The 25134-nt window shown below is 41.0% G+C and carries 21 protein-coding genes; 11 read left to right on the forward strand and 10 right to left on the reverse strand.

The genetic code is table 11. The features are described from left to right. Positions 1-130 precede the first annotated feature (130 nt). The gene (locus WAA15_RS05165; RefSeq protein ID WP_337041480.1) at positions 131-1006 is read right to left on the reverse strand and encodes a winged helix-turn-helix domain-containing protein; all 876 of its coding nucleotides are present in this window, start codon (positions 1004-1006) and stop codon (positions 131-133) included. Between the two features lie 138 nt (positions 1007-1144). Here WAA15_RS05165 and WAA15_RS05170 point away from each other — a divergent pair, with 138 nt between their 5' ends. From WAA15_RS05170 to WAA15_RS05180, 3 genes are all read left to right on the forward strand, one after another. Next, a complete protein-coding gene (locus tag WAA15_RS05170; RefSeq protein WP_337041481.1) occupies positions 1145-1543 on the forward strand; it encodes a hypothetical protein in 399 nt (132 codons plus the stop codon). 64 nt (positions 1544-1607) lie between these two features. Beyond that, entirely contained in the window at positions 1608-2210 is a 603-nt protein-coding gene (locus tag WAA15_RS05175; RefSeq protein ID WP_337041482.1) for a YceI family protein, read from the forward strand. A gap of 141 nt (positions 2211-2351) precedes the next feature. Next, positions 2352-3140 (forward strand): SDR family oxidoreductase, encoded by a 789-nt coding sequence (locus tag WAA15_RS05180; RefSeq protein ID WP_337041484.1) that lies wholly within the window; start codon positions 2352-2354, stop codon positions 3138-3140. Here WAA15_RS05180 and WAA15_RS05185 read toward each other — a convergent pair. Further along, on the reverse strand, positions 3137-4012 hold the full coding sequence (locus WAA15_RS05185) for an AraC family transcriptional regulator (RefSeq protein WP_337041486.1): 876 nt from the start codon (positions 4010-4012) through the stop codon (positions 3137-3139). The two genes, WAA15_RS05180 and WAA15_RS05185, sit on opposite strands and share 4 nt — an antisense overlap. Positions 4013-4155: 143 nt before the next feature. Between WAA15_RS05185 and WAA15_RS05190 the strand changes: the two genes are divergently transcribed. The 3 genes from WAA15_RS05190 to WAA15_RS05200 all read left to right on the forward strand — a co-directional run bounded on the left by WAA15_RS05190 (position 4156) and on the right by WAA15_RS05200 (position 9964). Further along, positions 4156-4983 carry a sugar phosphate isomerase/epimerase family protein gene (locus tag WAA15_RS05190; RefSeq protein ID WP_337041487.1) on the forward strand — a complete coding sequence of 276 codons (828 nt, stop codon included), beginning with the start codon at positions 4156-4158 and terminating at the stop codon, positions 4981-4983. A gap of 88 nt (positions 4984-5071) precedes the next feature. After that, the gene (locus tag WAA15_RS05195; protein ID WP_337041488.1) at positions 5072-6196 is read left to right on the forward strand and encodes a Gfo/Idh/MocA family protein; all 1125 of its coding nucleotides are present in this window, start codon (positions 5072-5074) and stop codon (positions 6194-6196) included. 81 nt (positions 6197-6277) lie between these two features. Then, positions 6278-9964, forward strand: a complete 3687-nt coding sequence (locus WAA15_RS05200; protein ID WP_337041489.1) for a PVC-type heme-binding CxxCH protein — start codon at positions 6278-6280, stop codon at positions 9962-9964. Positions 9965-10159: 195 nt separating this feature from the next. On the opposite strand, the gene WAA15_RS05205 is transcribed toward WAA15_RS05200, so the two are convergent. Both WAA15_RS05205 and WAA15_RS05210 read right to left on the reverse strand, forming a co-directional pair. After that, positions 10160-11317: an iron-containing alcohol dehydrogenase gene (locus tag WAA15_RS05205; protein WP_337041491.1), complete on the reverse strand. Its 1158-nt coding sequence runs from the start codon at positions 11315-11317 to the stop codon at positions 10160-10162. A 75-nt stretch (positions 11318-11392) separates the two neighbouring features. Next, entirely contained in the window at positions 11393-11842 is a 450-nt protein-coding gene (locus WAA15_RS05210; RefSeq protein ID WP_337041492.1) for a GatB/YqeY domain-containing protein, read from the reverse strand. 226 nt (positions 11843-12068) lie between these two features. On the opposite strand from WAA15_RS05210, the gene WAA15_RS05215 reads away from it, so the two are divergent. Together WAA15_RS05215 and WAA15_RS05220 are read left to right on the forward strand one after the other, a co-directional pair. Next, positions 12069-12785, forward strand: coding sequence for a pyridoxine 5'-phosphate synthase (locus tag WAA15_RS05215; protein WP_337041494.1), 717 nt, complete (start codon positions 12069-12071; stop codon positions 12783-12785). A 122-nt stretch (positions 12786-12907) separates the two neighbouring features. Then, on the forward strand, positions 12908-13756 hold the full coding sequence (locus WAA15_RS05220) for a T9SS type A sorting domain-containing protein (protein ID WP_337041496.1): 849 nt from the start codon (positions 12908-12910) through the stop codon (positions 13754-13756). Between the two features lie 67 nt (positions 13757-13823). Here WAA15_RS05220 and WAA15_RS05225 read toward each other — a convergent pair whose 3' ends face one another. The 5 genes from WAA15_RS05225 to WAA15_RS05245 form a co-directional block, all read right to left on the reverse strand. Continuing rightward, on the reverse strand, positions 13824-14516 hold the full coding sequence (locus WAA15_RS05225) for a sulfite oxidase-like oxidoreductase (protein WP_337041498.1): 693 nt from the start codon (positions 14514-14516) through the stop codon (positions 13824-13826). Between the two features lie 90 nt (positions 14517-14606). Beyond that, complete coding sequence (locus tag WAA15_RS05230; protein ID WP_337041499.1) at positions 14607-15977, reverse strand: GntP family permease; 1371 nt, start codon at positions 15975-15977, stop codon at positions 14607-14609. Positions 15978-15989: 12 nt separating this feature from the next. Continuing rightward, on the reverse strand, positions 15990-17339 hold the full coding sequence (locus WAA15_RS05235) for a glutamine synthetase family protein (protein WP_337041501.1): 1350 nt from the start codon (positions 17337-17339) through the stop codon (positions 15990-15992). 3 nt (positions 17340-17342) lie between these two features. Next, on the reverse strand, positions 17343-18548 hold the full coding sequence (locus tag WAA15_RS05240) for an ATP-grasp domain-containing protein (RefSeq protein ID WP_337041502.1): 1206 nt from the start codon (positions 18546-18548) through the stop codon (positions 17343-17345). A 187-nt stretch (positions 18549-18735) separates the two neighbouring features. Next, positions 18736-19164 (reverse strand): DUF1573 domain-containing protein, encoded by a 429-nt coding sequence (locus tag WAA15_RS05245; RefSeq protein ID WP_337041503.1) that lies wholly within the window; start codon positions 19162-19164, stop codon positions 18736-18738. 286 nt (positions 19165-19450) lie between these two features. On the opposite strand from WAA15_RS05245, the gene WAA15_RS05250 reads away from it, so the two are divergent. Next, positions 19451-21865 (forward strand): alpha-ketoacid dehydrogenase subunit alpha/beta, encoded by a 2415-nt coding sequence (locus WAA15_RS05250; RefSeq protein WP_337041504.1) that lies wholly within the window; start codon positions 19451-19453, stop codon positions 21863-21865. A gap of 291 nt (positions 21866-22156) precedes the next feature. Here WAA15_RS05250 and WAA15_RS05255 read toward each other — a convergent pair whose 3' ends face one another. Then, entirely contained in the window at positions 22157-22936 is a 780-nt protein-coding gene (locus WAA15_RS05255; protein WP_337041505.1) for a response regulator transcription factor, read from the reverse strand. A gap of 136 nt (positions 22937-23072) precedes the next feature. Here WAA15_RS05255 and WAA15_RS05260 point away from each other — a divergent pair, with 136 nt between their 5' ends. Both WAA15_RS05260 and WAA15_RS05265 read left to right on the forward strand, forming a co-directional pair. After that, a complete protein-coding gene (locus WAA15_RS05260; protein WP_337041507.1) occupies positions 23073-24716 on the forward strand; it encodes an ArnT family glycosyltransferase in 1644 nt (547 codons plus the stop codon). Between the two features lie 25 nt (positions 24717-24741). After that, positions 24742-25116, forward strand: a complete 375-nt coding sequence (locus WAA15_RS05265; protein WP_337041508.1) for a VOC family protein — start codon at positions 24742-24744, stop codon at positions 25114-25116. Positions 25117-25134: the final 18 nt, after the last annotated feature.

Raw genomic sequence — 25134 nt, forward strand, 5'->3', positions numbered from 1 at the left:
AGAATAAAATTCACGGAAAAGTAAATTTACCTGAAACGGCCTTTTATCGGGATAAATGGAATATTTTCCTCATTTGTTGAGGTATAATATCCGAATATCTTCTCAAAAGGCATTTTATGTATATTCTGGCTTATCCGGCTACTTCTAGTTTGTATCCTTTTCCGTGTACATTTGAAATTTTAACGGCTTCGTCGCCTTGAAGTTTTTTTCTCAGTTTCGATACAAATACGTCTAAACTTCGCCCTACTACAAAAACCCCTTCATCTTCCCATACTTCCTTGAGCAGCCTGTCTCTTTCCACAACCTGATTCTGGTTAGTGGCAAATATGCTCAATATTTTTGTTTCTTTGTCCGACAACTCCACTTGTTCTTTTTCGTTCACCAATAAACTCCTTTCAGGGTAAAAAGCATACTTCCCGATGGTGATAGAAGGCGTTTCTTCAACAGGTTCAGGCTGTTTTTGCTGCTGAATATTTTTTTTATTAAATAATGAAAAAAGTATACCACCTATAAGTATTCCTCCTAGTATCCACCAGAAGTTTACAAATTTTGGTAAGCCGTAAGTTCCTGTAAAAGCTATCTGTATTTTATAGCAACCAACAGGTTGGCCCCTGCCCAAGCATGGCATAATGCTATTGTTTTGTGTGCGTACTTCATAACCAAATATTATATCACCACTCGAGCAGTTAAAAACGTTCACCATGTAGTCGAGGGGTAATTGGGCATTGCCCAGCCGCTGATGTATAATTTTCACAAGTGTGTCGGGAAAAAACGAAAACTGGCTTTGAAATTCGAGCTGAAAAGTATGCGCGTCTAATTTTTTAACAGGCAAAACCCTCGACGTAGAATCGCCCGCGTGCAACAATAACTGATGCCCGATTTCACGTACAACCAGTATGGCACGCTTCTCTAAAAACTCCTCCGAATTGCTTACAACGAGCGTTCCTGCTGATAAGGCAATAGCCGCAAAAACAGCTAGTGCAGTGATATAAATTTTTGCTTTCATAATCTGACAAAAATAAAGTAAAGATGAGTCAGTTTTATTAGAATTACATACGTTTTACACTTTTTTACATTCGTTTTACCTCTGCTGGCTTTATCTACCATACATTTGGCTCATTATTCAATCAAACAGAAAACAATCATGAAGAAACTTATTGCAACCGCATTTTTTTGTTCTGCCCTAGCTACCGGTGCTTTTAGCCAACAGGTTTGCTCGGCTGCCTTTCTGGGCAATAAAATGATTGTAGACCAATATACAAAAACGGGCTACAAAAATGAAATTTCTTTAAAGGCAACTGGCCCTCTGACAGTTAATACAGTAGAGCTCAACGAAAAAGAAAGCAAGGCTATTGATAAAATTCCGTTCAAGGTTGCTATCCGTGAAAAAGAAACCAATACCATTAAGTTATTTTCAAAAGAAGATTTCATGACCGTAGAAGTGCAAAATATTTTATCGCATTGTAAAAAAGGCGACCAGATAGTATTGCTTACTGTTGATGACAAACACGCTTTGCCACATAATGAAATTGCAGTGAAATAAAGTTTTACACGCTTCGGCCTCATGCCGAAGTGTGTATTTGTTTATAATTTGTTACTTAGTTTTTATGAAGAAGCTATCACTTTTTTTATTATTTCTTGCTACACAAGCCTTTACACAAACAAAAACTGCTGACCTTACCTTTAAATTACTACCCGATAAAAGCCAGATTATCTGGCAAGGCTCGCCAGTAGTTGGCGGCGGGCATCAGGGAACAATGATTGTAAGCGCGGGCAATTTAATTACTTTTCCTGACGGCAAGGTTAAAGGAGGAAATTTCATTATCGACATGAATAGTATTGTAAATACTGACATAAAAGATGAGAAAGGCCGGAAAAATCTGGCAGACCACCTCAAATCAGAAGATTTTTTTGATACAAAGCGGTTTCCTGTGGCAAACTTTGCCATTACTAAAGTTATAGCAAGTGCCAAACCTAATGAATATACCGTAACGGGTAATCTTACATTAAGGGGTAGTACGAACGCCATCGTGTTTCCGGCCACTATTTATCAGGATAAAACACAAATAAAGGCACAAGGGCGAATAAGTATTGACCGCACCAGATGGGGCGTTACTTATAAGGCATATAATTTTCTGTCGCAGATGAAAGAAAACATGATTTCGAACGAAATTAAAATAGCCGTTGATTTGGTCTTTGCCAAGCAATAGACAACCGAAAGCCCGTATACTCCCAAACCTCATAAACCTCATATTGGTTTTATGAGGTTTGGGTATTTTTATTACTTTATAAGTGGTGTTGTTATTTTTTATGAGGGTACAAAGCACTACCTTTGAGAAAAAACGCATCGCATGAATCTTGATTTAACTGGCAAAACTGCATGGGTATGTGGCAGCACACAAGGCATTGGTAAAGCCGCCGCCATAGAACTGGCTCTGCTAGGGGCTAATATTACTTTAATAGCCCGCAACGAAGAAAAATTAAAAGATGTGGTAAAGACGCTTCCACGTAAGAAAAACCAGAAGCACCGTTACTTAACTATTGATTTTTCTAAAACGAGCCAGATAAAACCTCGTATAGATAAACATTTAGCCAAATACCCCGAAGTACATATTTTAGTGAATAATACGGGTGGCCCTGCGGCTGGTGCTATTATCGAGGCAGACCTTGAGCAGTTCAATGCGGCTTTTCAGGCGCATGTTCTTGCTGCGCAGCTACTAGCCCAAGCCGTAGTTCCTTTTATGAGAAGTGCGGGTTTCGGCCGTATTGTAAATATAACTTCGGTAGGTATGAAACAACCTATTGTTGGGTTGGGGGTGTCGAACACCATTCGTGGGGCAATGGGCAACTGGGCCAAATCAATGGCAAATGAATTGGGCAAGTATGGCATTACAACCAATAATGTATTGCCCGGGTATACCACTACTACACGTCTGGAAAAAATAAACGAAACAAGAGCCAAAACCACTAACAAAAGTATCAAGGAAGTTGAGCAAGACCTTATAAAAGATATTCCTATCGGGCGTTTTACAACTCCCGAAGAAACAGGTGCCGTTATTGCTTTTTTATGTTCGCCAGCGGCTGCGTCAATCAATGGAGCCAGTATTCCTGTGGATGGCGGCAGGCTGAATGGTGTTTAAATAGGCCCTTTGGCATATTCTTTCTGGTACATAAAAGGTGTTTTGCCTGTGATTTCTTTAAACTGACGGTTAAAGTTAGAAATAGTATTATAGCCGCTTTCATAAGCCACTTGTGTAACGCTCAGGTGGCCCTCGTGCAATAGCTTACAGGCATGACCAATACGTATTTCGGCTATAAAATCAAAGAAAGTCTTATTAGTTCGGCTCTTGAAGTATCGGCAAAAAGCAGAATCGCTCATGCTTACTAGTGAGGCCAGTTCGCTCAGCCGGACTTCTTCTTTAAAATGTTTCATTACATATTCGTGTACTTTCTGCATACGTTCTGTTTCTGAAACTTTATGTGTGTTTACATAACCAAAACTGGCTATATACTCATATTCGGTTGATTGTGATAACTCATGAAGCATCGCCAAAAACTTCATTATTCGTTCAAAACCTTCCGAATGACTAAGTTGCTGCAATTCATGCCTGATATATTCTCTGGTAGAGCCGAGTATATCCAGCCCCCTTTCTCCGCTTTCGAGTAGCTGCTTCAGCCCATACATTTCGCTTTTTTCAAAGAATCCATTTCCCAGAAAATCCTCAGTAAAATAAATAACAATGCCATGCGTTCGTAAACCGGAATTATGCTCAAAATAAACTCGGTCACTTTGCCAGAGATGTGGCACGTTTGGCCCAAGAAACACGGTATCGCCTGCTTCAAAATGTTTGATATTATCTCCGATAAATCGTGTACCGCTTCCCTCCAGAACCGTAAACAACTGGTAATGCGGGTGAAAGTGCCAGTTCGGGTCGAAATGTGGCTCTATAAGCTCTTTGAGTGTAAAAGAATAAACAGCACTTTCGACCGATTTTTTGAGCAGTGGTTTCATAAGCTTGCATTCTGAATTTTAACACTAAATTACGTTATAAAAACAAATAAAGTCAAAATACAGTCAGTATTAGTAAAATTAGGCTTATTTTTTTGTACTTTTTTAAGATAGTTTTGTAATATGAAACTTGTAAACATATCAGCATGAAGTTTGGGATGAACCTCCTTTTATGGGGGACAGAGATTAACGAAGACCTTTTTCCGGTACTGGAACAAATAAAAGAGATGGGTTTTGATGGCGTAGAAGTACCTATTTTTGATACAGAACCACAGCACTGGTATAACTGGCGGCAGAAACTGGATGAACTGGAACTCGATAGAATTGCCGTAACCATCTGCGGGCCGGACTTTAACCAGATAAGCCCTGACCCCGCCGTCAGAAAAGCTACACTGGAGCGTAACAAAAGAGCCGTTGATTGTGCTTTGGTTTTGGGGGCTAATTTACTTAACGGGCCTTATCACTCAGCTTTGGGGCAGTTTACAGGGCAGCCACCTACCGAACAAGAATGGAGATGGGCCGTAGAAAATCTCAGAGAACTGGCCGATTATGCCGATAGCTTCGGAATTACGTTAGGGCTAGAGTACCTGAATCGTTTTGAGAGTTATCTGGTATCGTCAAGCGATGAATTAATCAAACTCGTAGAAGACATTGACCACCCTGCCTGTAAAATAATGTTTGATACTTTTCATGCCAATATTGAAGAAAAAAATCTTGGCGATGCTATCAGGAAACTATCAAAACATCTGATACATGTGCAGGTTTCTGAAAATGACCGCAGTACAGTAGGCCAAGGAAACATAAACTGGGAAGAGGTTTTTAAAGCCTTGCAGGAAATTAACTATGATGGCTGGTTATCGGTAGAGGCATTCAGCCAGAAACTGGCAGTAGCCAATATATGGCGTAAAATGTTCGATTCGGAAACGCAATTAATGACCGACAGCCTTGCATTTTTAAAAAACAGCCTAGCCTGATTTTCAGGTTATTAGGCTGTAAATAATACACCCAAGCAAAATACATTGCTTTGAAAAGATTTGAAGTTCAATTAAAATAATTCAACCCATGTCAAAAAAAATTAATATAGCTATTATCGGGCTTGGTTTTGGTGCCGAGTTCATCCCCATCTACCAACGCCACCCACATACAAATATGTATGCCATTTGCCAACGTAATGTGGAAAAGCTAAATCAGATTGGTGATGCTTTTGGTATTGAAAAACGCTACTCTGACTATGACGAACTACTAAAAGACCCCGATATTGACGCTGTACATATTAACTCTCCGATTCCGAATCATGCTGAGCAAAGCCTGAAAGCCCTTTATGCAGGCAAACACGTGGCCTGCACTGTACCTATGGCTACCAGTGTTGAAGACTGCATGGCCATTGTAAAAGCCTGCAAAGAAACGGGTAAAAAATACATGATGATGGAAACGGTTGTGTATGCCCGTGAGTTTTTATTTGTAAAAGAACTTTATGAAAAAGGCGAGCTTGGCAAAGTACAGTTTCTGAAAGCAAGCCACCAGCAAGATATGGACGGCTGGCCTGACTACTGGCCTGGTTTACCACCTATGCACTATGCTACCCACTGTGTAGGGCCTGTGGCCGGTTTATTAAAACTCGAAGCCGAGTATGTATCTTGCTTTGGCTCAGGAACTATCCGCGAAGAACTGGCTCAGATACATAATTCACCATTTGCCGTTGAATCGGCTCATATCAAATTTAAAGATAGCGATTTAAGTGCTTATGTATACCGTTCATTATTCGATGTAGCACGCCAGTACAGAGAAAGTTTTGAGGTATACGGTTCTAAGAAATCGTTTGAATGGGCATTAATTGAGCATGAAGAGCATATCATTCATACAGCTAAAAAGCCTGAACATGAAATTCCGGAAAAAGTAACCGTACCAGATTACGCCCATCTGTTACCAGAGGGTATTCAGCCATTTACGACCAAAGGTGTTTATGACTTAGGCGAGAACAATCACTTGTCATTCACGCAGGGTTCAGGGCATGGTGGGTCACACCCGCATCTGGCACATGAGTTTGTTATGGCCCTTATCGAAGACCGTGACCCTTTCCCGAATGCAGTTCAATCAGCAAACTGGACTAGCGTGGGTATTCTGGCTCACGAATCTGCTCTGCAAGGTGGCAAAATCATGTATTTGCCTGACTTCCAAAACGCATAAATATAACAGGGGCGAAACGTTATTTCGCCCCTTCTGCTGCCTATCACTACAAGTATTAAAACGCTGACATTTAAACATCTCATGAAAAAAACGTTAATACTCTTGATTGTTTTGCTTTGGCAAGGCGTTCAAGCGCAAAAAGCTCGCCGTTTGGAGGTTTTATTCTTAGGCGACAACGGCCATCACCGCCCTATCGAAAGGCTTCCTACATTAATGGCGGCTTTGGGTTCTAAAGGAGTAAACTTCACTTATACCGACCATCTGGAAGATATAAACCCAAAAAATCTGGCAAAATATGATGCCCTGATGATTTATGCCAACTGGGACGAAATCACGCCAGCAGCTGAAAAAGCCCTACTCGACTATGTTGCCTCTGGCAAAGGTATTTTACCTATTCACTGCGCCTCTTTTTGTTTTCGCAATTCGCCCGAATATGTAAAAATGGTAGGCGGGCAATTCTGGCGGCATAAAATGGACACCATTCAGGCTAAAACAGTATTGCCAACACACCTCATAGTAAAAGACTTGGGGCCAATCAGGACGTATGACGAAACTTATCTGCATAGCCACTTGCAGCCCGACAACAACGTGCTGATGGTACGTGAAATAAAAGCAGACCAAACCAGCGACCGCCCTGAAACAAATATTGAGCCTTATACCTGGACCCGTACTTATGGCAAAGGACGTGTATTTTATACCGCCTACGGCCACGACGACAACACATGGAGCAACGGTAATTTTCAACAATTACTTTATAATGCCATTGTTTGGGCCGTAGACGAAAACGCAAGAGCAGCACATGCAGCCCTTAATCCTCAACCTTTTGCATACAGAGAAGCCAAACTTCCTAACTACGAAAAACGTCCGGGTGTGCAAATGCAGCAATTGCCGCTCTCGCCTGAAGAATCGATAAAGCATATACAGGTGCCAGCCGATTTTACGCTCGACCTGTTTGCGGCCGAACCAAACGTGCAGCACCCGATTGCTATGTCGTGGGATGAAAAAGGCCGACTATATGTGCTTATTACGAAAGATTACCCTAACGAAAGAAAAGATACAGGCGGAAGTGACTACATTCTGATTTGTGAAGATACAAACAAAGATGGCAAGGCTGATAAATTTACCCGTTTTGCCGACGGCCTGAGTATACCCACAGGAATGGTATTTGCCAATGGTGGCCTGATAGTATCACAGGCTCCGCACATGATTTTCCTGAGAGACACTGACGGAGACGACAAAGCCGATGAAAAGAAAATTCTGTTTACAGGTTTTGGCACAGGCGATACCCACGCGGGGCCATCAAACCTGCACTACGGCTTCGATAACTGGGTTTGGGGTTGTGTAGGGTATTCGGGCTTTAAAGGAAAAGTAGGCTCAGCCGATAGCCTGAAATTCGGGCAGGCTTTGTTCCGCTTCAAACCCGATGGCTCACAACTCGAATGGGTAACCAGTACATCGAACAATACTTGGGGTATGGGCTTTAACGAAGCCGGCGATGTATTTGGGTCTACGGCCAATAATGCACATGGCTGGTATATGGCTATTCCGCATAAAAACTTTCTGAACCCTGGTTTTAATACCGACAACGGCAGCCGCTCAACCGACACACACAAAGACATGAAACCTATTACTACCAAAGTAAGACAGGTAGATGTTTTCGGAGGCTTTACGGCAGCATCGGGGCATAATTTTTATACAGCAAGAGCGTTCCCAAAAAACTACTGGAATCAGATTGCCTTCGTAACTGAACCAACAGGGCATATTGTTCACCAAAATTTTATGGAGAAAAAAGGAACTAACTACGAAGATAAAGAGGCGTTCAACCTGATGGCAGGCGCCGACGAGTGGTTTGCTCCTGTATTTGCAGAAGTTGGCCCTGACGGGGCTGTTTGGGTAGCCGACTGGTATAGCTTTATTATTCAGCATAACCCCGTACCTAAAGGTTTTGAAAACGGGTTAGGCAATGCTTACCAAACCGATTTGCGCGATTATACCCACGGCCGTATTTATAGAGTAGGCTGGAAAGAAGCCCCCGCTTATACGCCGTTGTCGCTCAGTAAAGACCGCCCCGAAGAACTTATCAGTGCTTTACGCAATAGCAATATGTTCTGGCGTACCCACGCACAAAGATTATTGGTTGAACGTGGCAAAACAGACGTAGTTCCGGCTTTGATAGATTTAATAAAAGACCCTTCAGTTGATGAACTAGGGCTGAATACGGCAGCTATTCATGCACTTTGGGCATTAAAAGGGCTTGGAGCTATTGAAAATGATAAAGAAGCACTAAACGCCGTAATTGGAGCCTTGAAACACCCTTCATGGGCCGTACAGAAAAACGCGATACAAGTGCTACCTGCTGATACACGCTCAGTAGATATTATTCTGCAAAACGATTTACTGAATAACAAAGAACCTTTAGTAGTACTGAACGCCGTATTAGCGTTAAGCGAACTACCTCTCACAACGGCCTCAGAGCAAGCTCTTCTGACACGCATGGAGCAAGCAACCGAAAGTAACGACCGCTGGCTACCTGATGCCTTTGCCGCTGCCCTAACCAGCCATAAATCGGTTTTATTGAAAAAATACCTGAGCAAACTAGCAAATGCACAGCCCATGCCTATGAACCATGACCACTCAGCCATGAATCATGGTACTTCTGCTACGGCAAGCAGCAAAGAAGCTACCAAGCCTTTACCAGCCCCTGCCAATGGTGTTGATTTAGTAATTACTAATTTACGTGCAGAGCCGGCATCGCCTTATGTGCGTGAAGGAATGCGATATTTTGTTGATGTAAAGAATAATGGCAAGGATTCAGTAAAAAAAGGCAATGTGGTGTCTTTAAAAATTGATATTACCGGACAAAACCAGAAGTCAACCATCTGGAGTATGGTACATAACACAGGTATAGCTCCGGGCGAAACCGTCACTATTTCAAAAAACACTAATGGCCCTTGGTCTGGCGACTTCTTCTTTTCAACCGATATAGCAGGAGATTACACTTTTAGCATTATGGTTGATTACGAAAACAAAATTGAAGAAAATAACGAGAAAAATAACTTTTATAGCAAGAAGATTACATTCCAGCAGGCGCAAAAACTTTCAACTTTTGCCCTTGAAAGAGCCGTTAAAAGTTATGCTTCTGTTATGCCTGCCGATACACTGGCAGCCATGCTTAAGTATTGGGATAAACTTCCGGTTACTGAAAATACAGCCTTGCTAAAAGGAATGTCGAATGGCTGGAATCCTCGTAAAAAAGGAACTGTTACAGCCGATAATCAGAAGTTTTTAACCTCGCTGAGTAACAGGCTTACAGAAACTAATGCCGAACGCTTAAATAAACTACTGGTTGCATGGGGTTTAAAAAGCAGTAATGCCGACGACGACAAAGATGCTATCGTTATCACTATCAAATCGATTAAAGAAGAGATGAAGTTTGATAAAAAGGAGTTTACCGTAAAAGCCGGAAAACCAGTAGTGTTGGTTTTTGAAAACCCCGATGCCATGCAACACAATATTGTTATTGGTAAGCCTAAAAGCATGGAAATTATCGGAAAAGCGGCAGATAAAATGATTACCCAAAAAGACGCAGCCGAAAAGAATTATGTGCCGAATGTTCCGCAAGTGGTAGCGGCTACGCCATTGGTGAATCCGAACGAAACGTATCGGCTTAAATTCACGGCACCGACAGTGGTAGGAGACTACCCTTTTGTGTGTACTTTCCCCGGGCACTGGCGACTCATGTTTGGTACCATGAAAGTAGTGAAATAAAAAATTTAAAGATAAAGGAATACGTTACAATAGATTGTAATTTTTATAACAAACAGCCCTTCGATTGAGGGGCTGTTTTGTTTGGGGTACTACTGTAATATTTTTTAGTTCATTAATCAGAAGAAGCATATATGTGGCCAACTCATTTTAATTAAGAAGAGCCTTGATTACTATCAAAGCTCTTTTGTATTATTATCAGGCAATACTCATTTCCAGAATCTCGCCTACCACGTCAGGAGTAATATCGCCTCTTTCGCCTAGCTTTACGTTATTATCTTTGAAACGCTGTACTATTTTTTCGATGGTTTCATGGCCTACACCATAAGCACTGGCTTTAGTTGGCACACCAAGCGATTCATAAAAATCAATTGTTTTCTGAATTGCTCCTTCTACTAGCTCATCGTCTGTTCCGTGCAGGTTCCATACCCTTTGAGCATACTGAATCAGTTTACCACGCTTTTCATCTTTCTTTATTCTCATTAAATGGGGTAATACTGTTGCCAGCGTACGGCCGTGGTCTATTCCATGAAAAGCCGTTAACTCATGGCCAATTTCATGAGTAGCCCAGTCTTGTGGCACACCTACTCCCATAAAACCATTCAAGGCAACTGTTGCTGCCCACATAAAGTTGGCACGAGCTTCATAATCAGTTGGGTTCTCTAAGGTTTTAGGTGCTACGGCTATTAATGTTTGCAAGGTCGATTCAGCCATGCGGTCCTGAATCTCGGCATTAACAGGGTAGGTCATGTACTGTTCCATTACATGCGTAAAGGCATCGGCAATACCGTTAGCCACCTGATGCTGCGGCAGAGAGTAAGTTGTTTCAGGGTCAAGAACAGAAAAAACCGGATACAATAACGGATTCCCCATACCTTTCTTCTGATGGGTTTCTTTACGGCTTATTACAGCAAAAAAGTTCATCTCAGAGCCAGTTGCGGGTAACGTAAGCACCGCACCCAGCGGAATAGCGGTCTTGATTCTGGCCTTGCCTGTTACTAATTGCCATGCGTCGTCTCCCTCATACGGAATGGCTGCGGCAATAAACTTTGTACCGTCTAGCACTGACCCACCTCCCACAGCCAGCAGAAAATCAATGTTTTCTTTTTTCCCTATTTCTACGGCTTTCATTAATGTTTCATAAGTGGGATTGGCTTCAATTCCACCAAATTCTATTACCTGTCTGCCTTTCAGGGCTTGTTTTACTTGCTCATATACACCATTTTTAAAAATACTGCCCCCGCCATAGGTAAGCAGAATTTTAGCTTCTTTAGGTAGTTGTTTGTCTAACTGAGCAATTTGTCCTTTTCCGAAAATAACTTTTACGGGGTTCTGATAAACAAAATTATTGAACATTGCTTTTTTGGTTTAAAATAGTAATGCCATGCTAAACAACATGGCATTACTATAACAAAATATAAAGTAAATATGTTAAGCCAAAAGCGTTTTTACAGTAGCTGAAATAGCTTTACCTTCGGCCAGGCCTGCCAGTTCTTTTGAAGCTACTCCCATTACCTTACCCATATCGGCAGGGCTTGAGGCTCCTACACGAGCAATAATTTCCTGTAATTTTACTTTCAACTCGTCTTCCGATAATTGTTTTGGCAAAAACTCTTCAATTACTGCCAGTTCGGCCAGTTCTTTTTCCAATAAATCAGGGCGATTCTGTTGACGATAAATATCGGCTGATTCTCTTCTTTGTTTGGCAGCTTTGGTTAATAATTTCAACTCCTCGTCAGGTGTCAAATCGCCTGATTTTCCCTCTTTGGTTTCTTCCAATAAAATTAGTTTTTTAATGTCGCGCAAAGCTGTTTTCCGTACCTCGTCACGAGCAAGCATTGCTGCTTTAATTTGTGCGTCAATTTCTGTTTTTAGTGCCATTTTGCTGGTAGTTTATTGTACATTCGATTAGGATTCCCTAATTTTCTTTCAACAACCGAAAATCTGGAATCGTTTCGGTGGACAGAATGAATTTAGAGAAATATTATTTTAGTTCTATATCGGGAACTCATTATTGCCACGATTCAGTTATTAACTCAAAGAGAAATAGCAGCAATTTCTTCTTTTCTGCTTTGCTTTTACCTTTCTCCTATATAAATCAAAAACCATGACAAAATTATCAGTAAATATTAATAAAATAGCAACTTTAAGAAATTCTCGTGGTGGAAATATGCCTAATGTGGTTAAAACAGCCATTGACTGCGAGAAATTCGGTGCGCAAGGCATTACGGTTCATCCCCGCCCTGACGAACGCCACATTCGTTATCAGGATGTTTATGACTTGAAGCAGATTGTTACTACTGAATTTAATATTGAGGGGAATCCGACCGAGGCAAAATTTGTTGAACTGGTGCTTGCCAACAAACCAACACAGGTTACATTGGTACCTGATGCCCTTAATGCCATTACTTCAAATGCCGGATGGGACACCATTACTCACCGCGAACGACTAAAAGATTTAGTGGCTACTTTTAAAAGTGTTGGTTGTAGGGTTTCTATCTTTGTTGACCCTATTGAACGGATGGTTGAAGGTGCTGCCGAAACAGGTACCGACCGCATTGAGTTATATACTGAAAGCTACGCACACGTTTATCCGGCTAATAAAGAAGCGGCTATCAGAGACTATGCAAAAGCTGCCAAAATAGCCGAGCAAGTGGGCCTTGGCGTAAATGCCGGCCACGATTTAAGTCTCGAAAATCTGGCTTATTTTAAACAGAATATCCCGAATTTGTTAGAGGTTTCAATTGGTCATGCGCTTATCTGTGATGCGCTCTACTATGGGCTAGAGAATACTATTCAGCTGTATCTGAGACAGTTAGCATAGTTTATTAACAATTTTTAAGAAACTTTAACAGCCAATACTGCTACCTGTTTGCTATGTTTGTGCAACATTATTCAAGCAAAGGTTGTCTATTACTTTAAAGTTCTAAAAAAAGCATTAAAATTATGAAAGCTACATTCAGCAAATCTCTACAAGCAGGCTTATTGGCTCTATTTACTATTGCCTCTCTAGCTTCATTTGCCCAAACCAAGAAAGATAAAAAAAGTACTGTACGTATCAGGATTGAACAGGACATTGACGGTAAAACCAAAGTGCACGAAAAAAGTTTTGATGCCACAGGTTTGACCGACAAACAGAAAGAAAACCTGATTCAGGAATATCAAGATTCTGTAATGGCAAAAAATAAAGATAACGTGCGTGGTACAAAAGTAGAAGTCGAAAGTTTTTCTGACAATGAAGACAGAGATTATACGCGCGAAGAAGATGACCACTTCAGTTTTGACACAGAAAGACCTCGTACCAGAAATTTCAAGCATAATGATGACGAAATAACTATCAGAGACAAACCACGTGTACGGGTATATCGTCGGGATGGAGGCAGAAATAACGATGTTATGGAAGATTTGAATCTTGACCTGAACATGGAAGGGCTGGAGAATGACCTCAATCAGATGGGTCGTGACCTGAAGTTTGAATTCCGTGCCTTGCCTGATGTTTTTGCTTTTGATGGCAGTGCCGCAAGCAAAACTATCCGTGGTTTGGATGTGTATCCTAATAACCCTAAAACAGAGGTATTGAATATTCGTTTTAGTAGCCAACAGAAAGGCGATGTAAGCATAAAAGTGCTAGACCTGAAAGGAAACGTGGTAGCAAAAGAAGAAATAAAAGATTTTACGGGCGAATATGTAGGTCAGGTAAACATTGGTAAACAAAAAGGTGTTGTTTTTGTGATGGTTACCCAAGGAGAAGATGGAACTGTAAAGAGAGTAAGTTTACCAGAAAACAAAGAATAGTGATAAATAAAGGTTAGAACGTAAAGGAGTCGCATAAGTTTATGTGACTCCTTTTTTTATGTATATCTCAGCTATATCTATCATTTCGCCACGGATAAGCAGTATTTGAGTAACCTCGTTCCTCCCAGAAGCCTAATTTATTTTTAGGCAAAAACTGAATTCGCTTTATCCATTTTGAGCCCTTCCAGGCATATAACTGGGGGGTTATCATACGTGCTGGGCCACCGTGTTCTTTGGCGAGTGGCTCGCCATAAACGGTATGTGCCAGAAGTACATCAGGTTTCAAGGCTTCTTCCATCGACACATTAGTTGTGTAAGTATCATAACCATAACACATAATATGGGTGGCGGTTTCTTTAGGCTGTACCAAAGCCGCTATATCTATGAGCCTTACTCCTTTCCATACCATATCCATTTTTGACCACGTAGTTACACAATGAAAATCGCTGGTATCCTCTACCTGTGGTAAGTCCATAAAATCCTGCCATGTGAGTACAACAGGGTTTTCAACCTCTCCGTCAATTGTCAGCCGCCAGCGTTCTAACGTAATATTCGGATGATACCCCAAGTCAAGCACAGGCCATTTTTGGGTAATAGTCTGCCCTACTGGTAATTGTGGCATTCCGTGGCGGTTTACAGGTCCTTTTCCCATCGGTCGGTCATCTGCTACCGATGGCGTATTTTTCATTTTTTCTTCAAAGCGAGCTTTCAGTTTCATTCTCGCTTCAATAATTTTATCAAGTTTAGTAGTCTCTTCCATGAGTAAGCATAATTATTCGGAAGTAAAATAGTATAACACGTTTCAAGCAGATTTAGTTACTATTTTTTCAACTTGTTATCAGCGTGGTTATTAAATATGTGTCAGAAAATATATGAAGCAAACCACTAGTAAACTTGTAATACCCTGTAAACCCGAAAGCACGGTGTGCGTTCGGTAGGCATCACGCTGGGTTAGCCCTGTAAATTGCGAAACCACCCAGAACCACGCATCATTGGCATGAGAGACAGTCATGGCGCCACTTCCTATGGCCATCACAAGTAGTGTCAAATCTAAAGGCTCTGAAAAGCCCATCGAAGCAAGCAGCGGAGCCAGAATGCTCGATGTCAGCAACATTGAAGTAGTGGTTGACCCTTGTGCTGTTTTAAAAAACGCTGCCACCACAAATGCAATAAGCAGGAACATAACGCCAGAGGTCTGATTGGCAACAAGCCAATCTTTTACCATATTGTTTAAAGCTGTTTCTTTCAGAATTGCCCCAAAAGCTCCACCTGCGCCTACCAACACCAGCGTTGTACCACAATGCTCTATACCGCTTTTAAAACAGGCAAATATTTTCTCGAATGGTTTTTCAGGAAACAACGAGAAAGAGAAAAAAATAGCTATCAGGAACGAAACTAACGGACTACCCAAAAAACTCAGCCATTTGATAAATGTTTTGTTCAGCACAAAGGTGCTGGTATTGGCCCCTGTTCCATTTGAATCCAGAATTTTGGCAAACGATGCAATAGTAATTAACAAAATAGGCAACAATATGGGCATGAAGGCCTTCCAGCCTGATGGTAGTGTTTTATGGTCGGTATCGTTCCAGTTTTCCTCAGGGTCTTTAATAATAGCCAGATTTCGGGCATATTTCTGAGCAAACCATGTAGATAAGAACAAGCTCGGAATTGATACTACCAAGCCTATCAGAATTACCAGACCTATGCCATGTGTCAAATTAAGATTTCCCGCTGCCGATAATGGCCCGGGTGTTGGAGGCACCAATGTATGTGTTGCAAAAAGCCCTCCTGAAAGCGCAATAGCAATTGTACCAAGGGGTTTGTTTGTCTTTTTGGCTACGATTTTGTTGAGTTTCGCCAGAATGATAAAGCCTGAATCGCAAAAAACAGGTATGCCTACAATGGCCCCGATAACCGACATGGCAAATGCCGGATATTTTTCACCAAACAGTTTCAGAATAATATCTGCTACTTTAATGGCTGCTCCTGACTTATCGAGTATTGCCCCAATCACACAGCCCAGAATAACCATTAAGCCAATTTTTGACATCAACTCGCCAAAACCTTTACCAATGGTTTCAGCCAGTTTATCGATAGGTATTCCTGCAAAAATACCTACACCCAAAGCCGCTACTAAAAGCCCAACCAAAGGGTGTAGTTTAAGAACTGTTGAAGACAGAATAATGAAAACAATAGCCAGAAAAACAACGAATATAATCATGTAGCGAGCTAATTAAACAATCTCGAAATACCTTTTTAGTTCCCAGTCTGTTACCACTTTGGCATATTGCCGCCATTCCCAGTCGCGGGTTTGGGTAAAATGCGTAACAAATTTTTCACCAAACAACTCCTTGGCAATTGCCGAGTTTCTCATGGTATTTGTGGCTTCATCAAGGTTTTTAGGTAGTACGCCATTGCTTACATCTTTATAACCATTACCTATGGTGGCTGGCTGGTTTAGCTTTAAGTTATTACGGATTCCATACAACCCCGCAGCCAGACAAGCAGCCAAAGCCAGATACGGATTGGTGTCTGAGCCTACTACACGGGTTTCAATCCGGCAGGATTTCTTACTGATAGGTAATGCACGCAAAGCTACCGTGCGGTTATCAACAGCCCATGTAAGGGTTGTAGGTGCCCATGCGCCTTCTACCAGCCGCTTGTAGCTGTTAATGGTAGGCGCTACCATTGGCAAAATATGGGGCAAACAATGTAACTGCCCTGCCATATAACTCTGCATGAGTTCGCTTATGTGGTTAGGGGCATTCTGGTCATAAAAAAGGTTTGTTTTAGCGTCGGTATCCCAAAGGCTCTGGTGTACGTGTCCGCTACAACCGGGCAGGTTTTCATTGATTTTTGCCATGAATGTGGCCATAATACCCTGCTGATAGGCTATTTCCTTCACCGAAGTTTTGAAGAGCAAAGCCCTGTCGGCGGCTGTTAGTACATCAGAGTAGGTAATGGCCGCTTCATAAACACCGGGGCCTGTTTCGGTATGCAGCCCTTCGAGCGGCACATCAAATTCAGACAGATGCTCAAACAAAGCCGTCATGTAGTCGTTTTTCAATGTACTTCTCAGAATCGAGTAACCAAACATACCCGGAGTCATTGGAGTAAGATTCTGAAAACCTTTGGCATTGGCCGAAACGGGGGTTTCTTCAAAATTGAACCATTCAAACTCCTGCGAGAAAAAAGGTTTAAACCCTGCCTGTTCGGTTTGCTGTATTACACGTTTTAATACATTTCTTGGGCATATTTCGGCAGCTTCTTCAATAAATTCGCCCAGAAAGAACGGAATATTGTTTTCCCACGGAATTTTACGGAAGGTCGATAAATCGAGTTTAACTTTTGCATCAGGGTAACCCGAATGCCATCCGGTAAAGTCGGTATTATCATAACAAACATCGGCCATGTCCCAGCCCATAACCACATCACAAAAGCCTAAATCTCCCTCAATTACAGAAAGAAACTTTTGTTTGCTAATATATTTACCTCTTAAAATACCATCAATATCGGCAACAGCCAGTTTCACTTTTCCAGATGGGTGTGAATTTACGTAATCAAGAATTTCTTGTGTAGTCATAGTTTAATGTACGGGTTTATCAGGTGCAGGCGCAGAGGCATGATAGCCTAAATCGCGAATCATTATGGCATATTTTTCCATTAATTCCAATACTCTTTCGCGGCTTTTGGCGCGCACAATTAACCCTACGTGGTATTCATCATCCATTTTCCACACTATTTCAGGGTCATTAAACGGGGTGTAGTCGGGCCATTGATGCGCCGAAAGCGATATTACAATTCCTGAGTAATAATCATCCACAGGTGGCAGCTCATAGCTTCCGCCTGTGGCTACGGCTGTTTCTATTTTTGCCCATTCACGCCATAAATTAATACCTGACGAAAACTCGACCATTTCGGCCAGATTAGCCCCTCCTACCCTTGAGGCTGTTTCCAGAAAATAGAATTTCCCATCTTCGTGGCATTTAATAACCTCCGTGTGCGAAGCACTGAACTTCATGCCAAAGGCTTTCATTACCTGCTCGTTCATTTTCCTGAGGGCTTTCTCGTCTTTAGAGCCATGCTCAACCGTCACCGAACGGAAAATGCCGCCCCCATGTGCAACCTCAAATGGGGTGTTCAGGTACTGGCTACATCTGGCAAAAATCACTTTGCCTTCTACTGTTAGCGCGTCAACGTGATACACATCGCCGGGCTTGAATTGCTCAATTAAAAAATTATGTCTTTCTTCGCCGAGGCTATGAATGGTATCCCATGCTTCCTGAAAATTATGTACTTTTTTGATACCAGCGGCTGAGGCTTCTGAACGGGGCTTAATTACCCACGGAGCCGCTGTTGCTTGCAGGTATTCGGTAATGTCTACATCATGAAAAAGTGGGCTGAAAGCAGGCACATTAATACCCGAATTTTTTGCCTGAATACGCATAGCCAGTTTGTCGCGGAAATATCGGGCCGTGGTTTGCCCCATACCGGGTATCCTGAAATGTTCACGTACTAATGCCCCTTTTTCTACGTCAAAATCATCAAGAGCTACAATCCGGTCTATTTTTTTACTACGCATCAGGTGTGCCAATCCTTGCAGAATAGTATGATAGGTTTCAAAAGTATTGTCGATATTTTCGAGGTAGAATATTTCATCTATCGATTCTCTCGGCCAGGGCTTATGTTCCAGTTTTTTATTAGTCAACAAATAAACGTTGTTCCCTTCGGCTTTACAAGATTTCAGAAACTCGGCTCCTTTGAAGTAGGTACAGATACAAAGAAAATTCATAATCTAAGATTTAGATATTAAGGGCAATCGAATTTTATTCGATATTCGATATTTTTTTTTACTTAGGCAAGCCCTGAGAAACGAAAAGTAAAAATTTGTTTATCGCATAAACCCACAGGGTATAAAAACAAATCGGCCACCTGCTCATGAGCAAGTGGCCGATTCTGAAAATATATAATATCGAAAATTATACTTTTTTCTTTCCGTTTGGTGCTGAAGCCGGAGCCGCGGCAGGTGCTGCTGATGGGGCAACTACTTCACCTTTAATTGTTAAAACTATTGTTGCGTTTTCGGCGTTGCTTGACACTGTAATAGTTTTTGTAAACGAACCAGGGCGGCCTGAAGTATTATACCCTACTTTGATAGTACTTTTAGCACCCGGCATGATTGGGTCTTTTGACCACTCAGGAGTAGTACAACCGCATGAAGCCGCTGCATTTGAAATAACAACCGGAGCTGTTCCTGTGTTTGTTACTTCAAAGCTATAAGTAGCCAATGGGCCTTCGCTTACTTTACCGAAGTCGTGTACTTCTTTGTTGAATTTTAAAACTCCTTGTGCTTGAACTGAGGCTACAAATGCAAAAACCACCGCAATTGTTGAAAATAATTTTTTCATTAGATTTAAACGATTTAAAGTTAAAAATAAATTCCGTTTTATTAGTAAAGCTTATTTCTAACGCAAATAAATACTAAATACCATATATATAACAAATTTTTAACAAGTCATTAACAAAAACGCTTTAGTGGGGGCATTTTTTGAAAAATGAAATATTTTCCCTTAACTTTACAACACAATTAGTTAGTATGACAACTAATTTTCATTTTTTTGGAAGTTGAGTAAGGTATATTTATTGTTTTTGCATGGATGCGCCTTGCTATATTAACCATTCAAAATAGAGAGCATGACTGGAACATCAGACCTAATTACCTCAACAGATGTTTTTTTAACAAAAGACGAAGTTTTAAACGACTACCGAATTGCTTGTGAAAGCCGGGAAGTTAGTATAACAGGCCGTAAAGATGTTTTTATGGGCAGGGCTAATTTCGGAGTATTTGGCGACGGTAAAGAACTGGCTCAGATAGCCATGTCGAAGGTTTTTAGGAAAGGTGATTTTAGGTCAGGGTATTACCGTGACCAGACGTTTCTGGCAGCGGTTGGCGGGCTTACATGGCAACAATTCTTTGCACAGCTTTATGCCCACCCCGATATTGCACACGACCCGTTTTCGGCGGGTAGGTCGATGAATGCCCACTACGGAAACCGCTGGATAAACGATAAAGGAGAATGGCTCAACCAGACCGAACTTTACAATACTGTCAGCGATGTTTCTTCAACCGCAGGCCAAATGCCCCGCTCGATTGGCTTAGCGTATGCCTCCAAATTATACAGACAAAACCCCGACTTAGCATTTCTTAGCAATTTTTCTGTTAACGGCAATGAAGTTTGTTTCGCCACAATCGGCGATGCTTCTACGTCGCAGGGAATGTTTTTTGAGTCAATTAACGCCGCTGGCGTTTTACAAATACCTGTTATCTTCTCGGTGTGGGACGATGGTTATGGCATTTCGGTGCCGATTGAATACCAGACTACCAAATCGAGTATTTCGGAGGCACTGGCCGGATTTCAGAAAAAAGACGATACCAATGGTATAGAAATTATTGTAGCCAGAGCTTGGAATTACCCCGAACTGATTGAGGCGTATCAGCGGGCTGCTCTTTATGCCCGCGACCACCATATTCCTGTTCTGGTTCATGTAATAGAAGTAACACAACAACTAGGGCATTCTACTTCAGGCTCACATGAGCGTTATAAATCAAGAGAGCGACTCACCTTTGAGCGTGAATTTGACTGTAACCTTCATTTCAGAGAATGGATTTTATCGAACGACTACGCGAACGAGGAAGAACTAAAGGAAATTGAAAACAAAGCCAAAGAAACAGCCAAGAAATCGCGCAATGCCGCGTGGTCTGCTTATCGGGATTCAATAAAGCCTGATATTGAGTCGGCCATGCAGTTACTGAAAAAAGCTGTTGCTGAAAGTAAACAAACCACAGAACTGACAAAACTCACAGAAGAACTGGAACACACCGAAAATCCGGTTCGCAGAGAAATTATCAGTACGGTTAAAAAAGCATTGGTTGCCATGCGTTTTGAAGAGCATCAGGCAAAAAAAGCCATTATTACTTGGCTTGAGAAAGTTACTATCGAAAACAAAGAGCGTTTTAATACGCATCTTTTAAGCGAATACCCTACCTCTCCGATGCACGTAAAAGGCGTTGCTCCTGAATATGACGAGCGCAGCACCAGTGTAGACGGCCGAGAGATTATTAATACCTATTTTGACCAATTGCTGGCACATGAACCTCGTGTGTTTGCCATTGGCGAAGATGTTGGTAAAATTGGCGACGTAAATCAGGGCTTTGCAGGCTTACAGGATAAATACGGCGAATTAAGAGTTACTGATACGGGTATTCGTGAAACTACCATTATCGGGCAAGGTATTGGGGCAGCTATGCGTGGTTTGCGCCCGATTGTAGAAATACAGTATTTCGATTATATTTATTATGCACTTGCAACGCTTACTGACGATTTAGCCTCGCTCAGATACAGAACAGCCGGAGGGCAGCTAGCTCCTTTGATTATACGCACACGTGGCCACCGACTAGAAGGAATCTGGCATTCGGGTTCTCCTATGTCGGCAATGTTAGGTTGTATGCGCGGTATACATGTACTGGTGCCACGTAATTTTGTACAGGCTGCTGGTTTTTACAACACCATTTTAAAAGGTGATGACCCCGCTCTGATTATTGAATGCCTGAACGGATACCGAATCAAAGAAAAACTACCTGCAAACCTGCTTGATGTTTGTGTGCCGCTCGGCGTACCCGAAGTGCTGAAAACCGGAACCGACCTTACCATTGTTACGTACGGTTCTATGTGTCGTATTGTGATGGAAGCCGCTAATCAGCTAGAACAAGTGGGAATTCATGTTGAAGTGATAGACGTACAATCGTTATTGCCGTTCGATATTCATCACAGAATTGTAGAATCGATTAAAAAGACCAATCGGGTGATTTTTGCCGATGAAGATGTTCCGGGGGGTGCTTCGGCGTTTATGATGCAACAGGTACTTGACGAACAACAGGCTTACCGTTGGCTTGATTCTGCCCCTAAAGCTGTTTCGGCTCAGGCTCATCGCCCTGCTTATGCTTCTGATGGCGATTATTTTTCAAAACCGAATGCGGAAACTATTTTTGAAGCTGCTTATGAAATTATGCGCGAAGTGCGCCCTACTGATTTTCCTGAATTGTACTGATACTACTGAGAAGAAAATAGAGATTTTAATAAACTAACGCGAGCCTTAGGGCTTGCGTTTTTTTGTTGAGACCCCTATAAAAAGGCAAAGGGGGCAAAATCTGTCCCCCGATGAACCCAAAACAACTTTTGCTGTGACTAAAAAAGTGAGTTTTTTAGTTAAGTGTGCGATTTCTTAATAATTTAGAAATATAACAATAGTCAGTTTGACTACTCTAGAATTTTAAAATTACAAATCGCTTATTATCAATCACTTACTAAAATATAAAATATCTTAAAATTTGAAATATTTTTAAATAATGCCCATCATTTTACATAAATGAATCAAAGCTGTGGTATCGCGGGTGCCTGTTCTGGCCAGCATATTGCGGCGATGATTATCTACTGTGTTATGGCTGATGTGTAAAATACTGGCAATTTGCTTCGTATTCAGGCCTTGTATTATATATTTCAAAACTTCTTGTTCGCGTTCTGATACAATCTCTTGCTCACTACTTTTGTTTTCATTAGAATGATAAACAAAAATCTTCTTTTCTTCTTTTCCGAATACCCCTCTTATCCAGTAATCGTCGCCTTTCATCAGATGAGTAATATCTTGTACTGATACAAACACTAATAAAGGCTTTCCGGTTCCGTCGAGTTCGAGAGGAAAAGCACTTAAGTACCATTTCATAACTTCCCCCGACTTATGGAGTACATTTATTCCCCAACAATTAAGAAAATATTCTGCCATATACGGCTTCGAAAGGTTTCTTAAGGTGGTTATTATCCATGCAGCAAAAACATTAATAAATGAAATATGCTCAGGAGCTATTAACGAAATAAAGTTTTCTCCAAACTCTTTTTTGTTATGCCCCGTAAAGTTAATAATATTTTTACTAATATTTACTATTTTAAAATGTTTAATATCGAAAATTATTGTTAAACACCCCTGATTTTGATTAAATAAATTGAAAACGCCTGTTTGGCTCAGGTATTTTTCATAGTTTATATCAATTGGTTCAGGATAATACTTATTAATTGTTTCTTTTAGTTTTTGTAAATTTTTTTCTGTTTCCCTTGACAAATTCATATAGCAGTTTTGATTTTACGATTAAAATAAATTCGATTTCCTCTGGCTCTTTATAGTTCCTTACCATTTATTTGTGTGTGGTTATGGCACTGAGGTCTTTTTATTCCTACATTTGGGAAAAATTTAACCTCTTTGAATGAGTATCCAAATTCATCAGAAATATTACCCGTTTCTTATTATAGCATTGGGAATTATTTTCTTTTTTCCCTTTTTAGGAAACGTACATTTATTTGACTGGGACGAAATTAATTTCGCCGAGTCAGCCAGAGAAATGATTCTAACGGGGAATTACAGCAAAGTACAGATTGATTATAAACCTTTTTGGGAAAAACCTCCGCTTTTCTTCTGGATGCAGGCAGGGGCAATGCAAATATTCGGCATTAATGAGTTTTCTGCACGGTTCTCAAATGCCCTTGTTGGATGTCTTACTCTTTGGGTTTTATATTATATAGGCAAAAGTATTAAAAATGCAAACTTTGGGTTAATCTGGGCTTTAATTTATTTAGGCGCGTTTACTCCGCATCTTTATTTTAAGTCGGGTATTATAGACCCAACTTTCAATTTATTTATTTTTCTGGGAATATATTTTACCTTTAAGGCGCAAACACAAGCCAGATATATGCTTGTATCCGGTATATTTATCGGCCTGTCAATCCTTACTAAAGGCCCGGTAGGTGGGCTTATATGGGGCTTAGCAGTTGTATCATACTGGATATTCTATAACAAATTTACCAAAATTTTCACATTTAAACAATTATTTATTTTTTCTGTTGCCTGCATAGCAATTGCCTCGCTATGGTTTGCTAACGAATTGATACATAATGGCTTCTGGTTTTTTAAAGAATTTCTTCAATATCAGGTCAGGTTATTCAGCACACCAGATGCAGGCCATGGGCAACCGTTCTACTATCATTTTGTGGTAGTGCTTCTGGGGTGTTTTCCGATGTCGGTATTCGCAATTCCGGCTTTGATTGCCAAACAGGATAAATTCGGCAACTGGATGAAAGTTACCTTCTGGGTAGTTATGATTTTGTTCAGTATTGTTACCACAAAAATTGTCCATTATTCATCAATGGCTTATTTTCCTGTTTCTTTTCTGGCAGCAAGTTTTCTGTATGATTGGCTAACCCAGAAAAGAAAATGGAACAAATGGCTGAGCATTGGGCTGTTAAGCATCGGTATTGCTTTATCGATTATACTCATTGCCGTGCCTTATGTAGGTATGCACGCCGATACACTTATTCCGCTCATTAAAGACCCTTTCGCCGTAAAAAACCTGAGTGCTAAAGTAAACTGGAATGGTTTTGAAATACTCATAGGTATTACTTATTTGCTGGTGCTGCTAATACTCGTTTTTACCTTAGCCAGAAGCGAATCAACACAAAAAAAATGGCTTTTTATTACAGGTTTAACCCTATCTACGGCCCTTTGTCTGTTTTCTTTTGGAGCAGTGGTAGTTCCTAAAATTGAACGTTATACGCAAGGCGCAGCCATTGATTTTTACCAGTCAAAAAGTGGGCAGGATGTCTACGTTGGTGTATTGGGCTTTAAAAGCTATGCTCATTTGTTTTATTTTCAGAAAAAACCCAACAGCGCGCCCGCCTCTACTTCAAACATGACGCAGGATGAGTTCGGGCAATGGTTGCTGAATGGGAAAGTAGATAAACCCGTTTTTTTTGTAACCCGTATTGACCGTTATGACGAGTACCGGAATCATCCGAATCTGGAATTTATCGAAGAAAAAAACGGCTTTGTGTTTTTAAAAAGGCGTAACCTCTGATTGATTGCTTTAATCGATGTCAAATATGAATCTGAATCAGTTAACAGTACCCGTAACCAATATTGCTAAGTCTATTGAATTTTATGAACAACTTGGACTTCGGCTTATTGTAAAAGACACGCACTATGCCCGCTTTGAATGCCCTGAAGGAGAGGCAACTTTTTCGATTCATTATGCCGAAAAACCGCTTAATAACGAAGGCATCTGGGTCTATTTTGAAGTAGCAGACGTAGACGACAAAATAAGCGAACTGATTCGGAAAGATTTTATTATTGAAGAACTCCCCAACGATAAGCCCTGGCTATGGCGCGAAGCACGACTGAAAGACCTAGATAATACACAGATAATTGTTTATCATGCCGGGCATAACCGTAAAAATCCACCGTGGCGGGTCTCCTAAAGCCTCATTCTATTCTTT

The sequence above is a fragment of the Emticicia sp. 17c genome (genome assembly GCF_037153985.1).
Classification (GTDB): Bacteria; Bacteroidota; Bacteroidia; order Cytophagales; family Spirosomataceae; genus Emticicia.